The following is a 6,086-nucleotide window of genomic DNA, read 5'->3' on the forward strand; positions in this document are numbered from 1 at the left end:
TGACGATCAAGCGGTCGCCCCGGCGAGGGTGCCGGTGAGGGTGTGGTGGATACTCGCTCCTCGTTGCCCAAAGGCCCCAGGCCGGATCAGACGACCGGCCCTGTGGGGCCCTACCGATCGCAGGGAGATCGCAGCATGACCGGCACCCAGGTGGAGAGTAAGGACGCCGCGGAGCCCGACGAACCGGGGCCCTCCGTATCCACGTCCCGCTGGCGGGCGTGGCTCCTGGAGGGCCTGAACGAGCGGTCGGCCCGTCACCCGGGTCCGCACGCCACCCCGGACGCCGAACACCAGGGCCACAAGTGGTGGCGGGTCATGTGCCTCACCGGCGTGGACTACTTCTCCACGCTCGGCTATCAGCCGGGCATCGCCGCACTCGCGGCAGGACTGCTGTCCCCTCTCGCGACGCTCGTGCTGATCGCGCTGACCCTGCTCGGCGCGCTGCCGGTCTACCGCCGGGTCGCGCACGAGAGCCCGCACGGCGAGGGCTCGATCGCGATGCTGGAGCGGCTGCTGCCCTGGTGGGCGGGGAAGATCTTCGTTCTCGTACTGCTCGGCTTCGCCGCCACCGACTTCCTGATCACGATCACCCTGTCGGCTGCGGACGCCTCCGCGCACGTGGTGGAGAATCCTTTCGCTCCGCACTGGATGCACGGCGGGAACGTCTGGATCACCCTCCTGCTGGTCGCCGCCCTGGGTGCGGTCTTCCTGAAGGGCTTCAAGGAGGCCATCGGCATCGCCGTGGCGCTCGTGGCGACCTATCTCACCCTCAATGTCGTCGTTCTGGCCGTCTCCGCCTGGGAGGTGCTGAGCCATCCGGTCAAGATCGGCGACTGGACCGACGCGATGACGGCCGAGCACTCCTCGCCGCTCGCGATGATCGGTGTGGCGCTCCTCGTCTTCCCCAAGCTGGCGCTCGGCATGTCCGGCTTCGAGACGGGTGTGGCGGTGATGCCGCAGGTCAAGGGCGATCCGACGGACACGTACGCGAAGCCGACGGGCCGGATCCGTGACACCCGCAAGCTGCTCACCACGGCCGCCGTGATCATGAGCGGCTTCCTGCTGCTGTCCAGCCTGGCGACGACGATCCTGATCCCCCAGGACGAGTTCAAGAGCGGCGGCTCGGCGAACGGGCGCGCTCTCGCGTTTCTCGCGCACGAGCACCTGGGCGAGGCCTTCGGCACGGTCTACGACCTCTCGACCATCGCGATCCTCTGGTTCGCGGGCGCCTCCGCGCTCGCCGGGCTGCTCAACCTCGTACCGCGCTATCTGCCGCGCTACGGCATGGCCCCGGAGTGGACCCGCGCCGTGCGCCCGCTGGTCCTGGTCTTCATGGCGGCCGCGGTCTTCATCACGCTGTGGTTCAACGCGAACGTCGACGACCAGAGCGGCGCGTACGCGACCGGTGTGCTGGTCCTGATGCTCTCCGCGTCCTTCGCCTCGACGGTCGCCGTGCACCAGCGGGGCCGGCGGGGCGCCGCGATCGGCTTCGGCACGATCAGCGCGGTGTTCGCGTACACGCTGGTCACGAATGTCATCGAGCGACCCGACGGTCTCAAGATCGCATTGATCTTCATCGTCGCCATCCTGTGCACCTCGTTCGCGTCGCGGGTGCGCCGCGCCTTCGAACTGCGCGCCGCCGAGGTCACGTTCGACGAGGCGGCGGCACGGTTCATCGACGAAGCCGCGGCGAGCGGGCCCCTGCAGCTGATCGCCAACGAGCCGCAGGAGCACAGCACCCGAGAGTACCGCGCCAAGGAGTACAGCCAGCGCGAGCGCACCCACATCCCCGACGGCCGTCCCGTGCTGTTCCTGGAGGTCTTCGTGACCGACTCCTCGGACTTCACGGCCGACCTGGCGGTGCACGGCGACGAGAAACACGGGGTGCGCAGGCTGCGGGTGCAGGGCGCGACCGTGCCCAACACCATCGCCGCCGTGCTCATGCAGCTGCGCGAGCGCACCGGCCAGGTCCCGAACGCCTACTTCAACTGGACCGAGGGCAACCCGCTGAGCCACCTCGTCCGCTTCCTCGTCTTCGGTGACGGCGAGGTCGCCCCGGTCACCCGCGAGGTGCTCCGCCGCGCCGAGCCCGACCCGGAGCGCAGGCCCCGGGTCCACGTCGGCTGAGGGCCGGGGCTTCCTTCCGCTCGGCTCGGTAGGTCAGGACTTCTTGCCCCTCGGCACGATCATGTCCGTCAACAGGGCCGTGCCGGGGGCGAGTTCCCGCCAGCTGGTGCCGTGCCAGGCGAGGATCGCGACGGCCGAGGTCGGGAACTTCGTCCGTACGTCCTCCAGCGCGTCGTCCAGGCCGTCCCCGGCCAGTTCGAGGACCAGCTCCTCCAGGCCCGGATTGTGCCCGATCAGCAGCAACGTCCGTACCTGGTCCGGGACTTCGCGCACCGCCTCCAGCAACTCCGGTACGTCCGCGCCGTACAGCCGCCGGTCGAGCCGTACGGGCGGCGGGGTGCCCCACTGGGCCGCGGCCAGCTCCCAGGTCTGCCGGGCGCGTACCGCGGTGGAGCACAGCGCCAGGTCGGGCAGGCAGTCGGCCCCGGCGAGCGCGCGCCCGGCCGCCGGGGCGTCGCGGCGGCCGCGCGGCGCGAGGGGCCGCTCGTGGTCGGCCACGCCGTCGGGCCAGGCGGACTTGGCGTGCCTCAGGACGACCAGTCTGCGCAGCGGGCCGGCTCCGGCGCGCGCCATCACAGCGACGCCCCGATCTCTCGGGTGAGTTCGAGCCCGAGGAGACGGTCCGCGTAGGCGTACGTCTCGAAGCGGGCGCCGTCCGGCACGTCGGAGGTCTCCACCCAGCGCAGGACGCGCAGGACGCCAGGTACGTCCAGGTCGTCCTCCCAGGCGGCGCGCAGCCGTTGGCGTACGTCCTCGGGGACGGGCCGGGACGGCTGGGTCGCCCAGGCCGCGACCGCGGCGCGCCAGCGCGTGAGTGTGTCGTCGGCGTCCCCCAGGGTGCCCGCGTCGAGCCGCAGCGGCTCGTCCCTGCGGTGCGCCAGCAGGGCCAGCCGCAGGACGATGGCGTCCACGGGACCGCTTGCGGGTTCCACCGGCGCGACCGCGACGCACACTCCGCCCGTCGCCGCACCCTCCGCCTCCTGGGTGAGTACGTCGATGGTCTGCGCCTCGCCCGGGCCCGTCGCGGCGTCGCGGTGGTCCTCGAACGGCCGGATTCCGAGCGCCGCGGCACCCGCCCGGAGTTCCGCCGGGTCCGCCGCGGCACTCAAGGTCGCCCAGACGGGTGTGCCGCCGAGTTCCAGGGCCCGTACGAGGAGGTCGGCGACGAGGAGCACCCGCAGGCTCGTGGTGTCGAACCCGGACGCGCGTGCGTGGACGCGGACCAGGCTGCGGCGGGCGCGGGCGACGTCGGTGGGCTCGCCCGTTCGGGCGTCGATGATACGGAGCACGAGGTGAGCGTAGGCGGGCCGGAGGCCGGGCGCAGGGAGGTGGGGCCCATTCCGGACATGTGTACGTGTTTCAAGATCTGCGGATCGGTCCCTGGACCCGCACCCGGGGAGGACACGGCGACCGCGCGGATCTGCCTACGGCAGGCTCAGCCCACCGTCCCCAAGTACCGTACGTACGGGCCGTCTTCGGGCCCGGAAGGCGTGAGGGCGGCCCATACCCCGTACACCTTCGCGATCAGCTCCTCGGTGAGCACCTCGCGGCGGACGGGCCGGATCCGCAGCCGGTCAGGAGCAGCGCGCCCGAGGTGAGCAGGGCGGCATGGCGGGCCAGGGGTGCGAACGGCACGGAGAGTTCCCCAGTCGTCGAGGGCTCAAGCGCGGAGCCCGGTCGTACGGTGCTTCCCCGCCGTCGTACGACCATGGAAGCCGCCGGCAGGTCTCGGACTCGGGGTCACCCGGACGAAGCGCCTTCCCGGACTCCATGGGTCCAGTGGCCGATGCCCGCCCGTCACCCTCACCGCTGCGCGTCAGCTCCGGATTCGCACCGGATTCCCTGACCCGCGTCCATGGCCTCACAGAGGGGGCCACGTACATGGGTTCGACTGGCTTCGGCAAGCCATCACGCGGCGTTCATGGCAGCGCCACGCATGGGCCCCCGAGCCCTGAATGAGTGGTTCCGCTCAGTGAGTCACTCGGAGGCACCGGAGGGCTGCCCCATGGCCGGGACCGAACCAGCGTCCACCATCAACCGCCGTCGATTTCTGCTGACCTCCGGCGCCGCCGTGGCAGCCGGGGCATCCGGGACGGCGGGGGCGTTCCTGCCGCGTCAGCGCCGGTCCCCCGCCGTACGGGATGTCGCCCGACAGCCGGCCCGCACCATCAGGCGGCCGGCACCGTACGCGACGACCACCCTGGAGACGACCGCCCGCCTCGGCGGTGCCGCGCACCCCGGCGCCTTCCGGCGACTGGTCTCGGGGCCCGGCTGGCCCCTGACCGTACGGGGAGAACTCGCCCCTCCTCGCAGCGGCCGCGACGACCGGCGTACCCCGCTGGCCTGCTTCGTCCAGTTCACCGACCTGCACCTCACCGACGTACAGAACCCGCTGCGTACGGAGTTCCTGCGGTCGCGCACGGCCACCGCGTGGCGTCCGCAGGAGGCGCTGACCGTGGCGGGCGCGGTCGCGCTGGTGGAGCAGGTGAACGCGCTCGGCGGGGGCCCGCACACCGGTCTGCCGCCCGCGTTCGTGATGACGACGGGCGACAACTTCGACAACAACTCCGTGATCGAGCTGGAGTGGTTCCTCACGCTGATGAGCGGCGGCCGGATCACACCCGACACCGGTGACCCAACGGCGTACGAGGGGGTCCAGAACTCCGGGCTGCCCCTGTACTGGCACCCGGACGACGCGGCCCTGCGCGACCTGGACAAGCGGCGCGGGCTGCCCCTGATCCCCGGCTTCCTCGACGCCGCGACCCGGCCGGTGACCAGCCCGGGGCTCGGCATCCCGTGGTACTCCACGGTCGGCAACCACGACGCGCTGCCCGGCGGTTGTCTCTCACCCGCGCTGAACGACGTCGCCGCCGGCTCCCGCAAGCTGCTGTCGGTCCCGGGCGCGGACGCCGCCGCCTACGCGAACGCGATGCGCACGGGCGACGACCCCAAGAGCGAGGTGCTCAAGGCGATCCTGAGCAGGCACGCCGCCTCGGCCCGGACCGTGACGGCCGACGAGCGACGCCGGCTGTGCACCCCGCACGACTATCTGGCCGCGCATCTCGACCCCGCCCATGCCGGGGCCGGCCCGGTCGGACACGGCTACACGCAGAATCATCTGGACGGCGAGCGGATGTACTACACCTTCCAGGTCGCCGAGAACGTCATCGGCATCAGCATCGACACGACGTACCGCAGCGGCCACTACGAGGGTTCGCTCGACACCGACCAACTCCGCTGGCTGGAACGGACGCTGGCCGCGCACAGTTCCCGGTCCTACGACGCGGACGGCCGCCTCGTGCGCAATCCCGGTGCCCACGACGCCCATCTCCTGGTGTTCAGCCACCACCACAGTCCGAGCATGACCCGACGTCCCGACGCGGCCCGCACGGACGAGCCGCGTCACGACGGAGCGGAGATCATCGCCCTGCTGAGCCGGTTCCCGAACGTGGTCGCGTGGATCAACGGCCACAGCCACGTCAACCGGATCACCCCGCACGCGCACGCGACGCCCGCCCGCTCCTTCTGGGAGGTCAACACCGCCTCCCACGTGGACTATCCGCACCACGCCCGCCTGTTCGAACTCGCCGACAACGGGGACGGCACGCTCTCCCTCTTCACCACCCTCATCGAGTCGGCCGCCCCGCACCGCACCGCCCCCGACTTCGACGACCTGTCGGCGGTGGGTCTCGCCTCCCTGTACCGGGAGCTGGCGTACAACGCGCCCGGCCTGGCCGAGGGCATGGCGGCCGGCGTCCAGGAGGGCTGGGCGGGCCGTGCCCGTGACCGCAACACGGAGCTATTGGGATTCAGGCTGTGACGCACGCTGTTCCCCTGAGCATCCGTGACGCCGAGCATCCGTGGACATACGCATGCGTTGAGCTGAACGAGCACCTGGCCGCGATTGATGCCGCGGAGGACGCACGGCATGTCCACGGGCGGCCGACGTCGGTCGGCTT

Annotated in this window: 4 protein-coding genes and 1 riboswitch; of the genes, 2 read left to right on the forward strand and 2 right to left on the reverse strand. The window is 71.5% G+C overall.

Features of this window, described 5'->3' with window-relative positions:
* Positions 1–135: 135 nt before the first annotated feature.
* The gene (locus tag ACFY0T_RS22120; RefSeq protein ID WP_388873062.1) at positions 136–2,127 is read left to right on the forward strand and encodes an amino acid transporter; all 1,992 of its coding nucleotides are present in this window, start codon (positions 136–138) and stop codon (positions 2,125–2,127) included.
* A gap of 33 nt (positions 2,128–2,160) precedes the next feature.
* Here the strand turns inward: ACFY0T_RS22120 and ACFY0T_RS22125 are convergent, their stop codons facing one another.
* Both ACFY0T_RS22125 and ACFY0T_RS22130 read right to left on the reverse strand, forming a co-directional pair.
* A complete protein-coding gene (locus ACFY0T_RS22125) occupies positions 2,161–2,703 on the reverse strand; it encodes a SixA phosphatase family protein (RefSeq protein ID WP_388873065.1) in 543 nt (180 codons plus the stop codon).
* On the reverse strand, positions 2,700–3,416 hold the full coding sequence (locus ACFY0T_RS22130; RefSeq protein WP_388873068.1) for a hypothetical protein: 717 nt from the start codon (positions 3,414–3,416) through the stop codon (positions 2,700–2,702). Before ACFY0T_RS22130 ends, ACFY0T_RS22125 begins: the two co-directional genes overlap by 4 nt.
* A 412-nt stretch (positions 3,417–3,828) precedes the next feature.
* Positions 3,829–4,020, reverse strand: a riboswitch (cobalamin riboswitch).
* A 112-nt stretch (positions 4,021–4,132) separates the two neighbouring features.
* Here ACFY0T_RS22130 and ACFY0T_RS22135 point away from each other — a divergent pair.
* Positions 4,133–5,947 carry a TIGR03767 family metallophosphoesterase gene (locus tag ACFY0T_RS22135; protein WP_388873071.1) on the forward strand — a complete coding sequence of 605 codons (1,815 nt, stop codon included), beginning with the start codon at positions 4,133–4,135 and terminating at the stop codon, positions 5,945–5,947.
* Positions 5,948–6,086 lie beyond the last annotated feature (139 nt).

The organism is Streptomyces sp. NPDC001530 (assembly GCF_042894545.1).
In the GTDB taxonomy this organism is placed as follows: Bacteria; Actinomycetota; Actinomycetes; order Streptomycetales; family Streptomycetaceae; genus Streptomyces.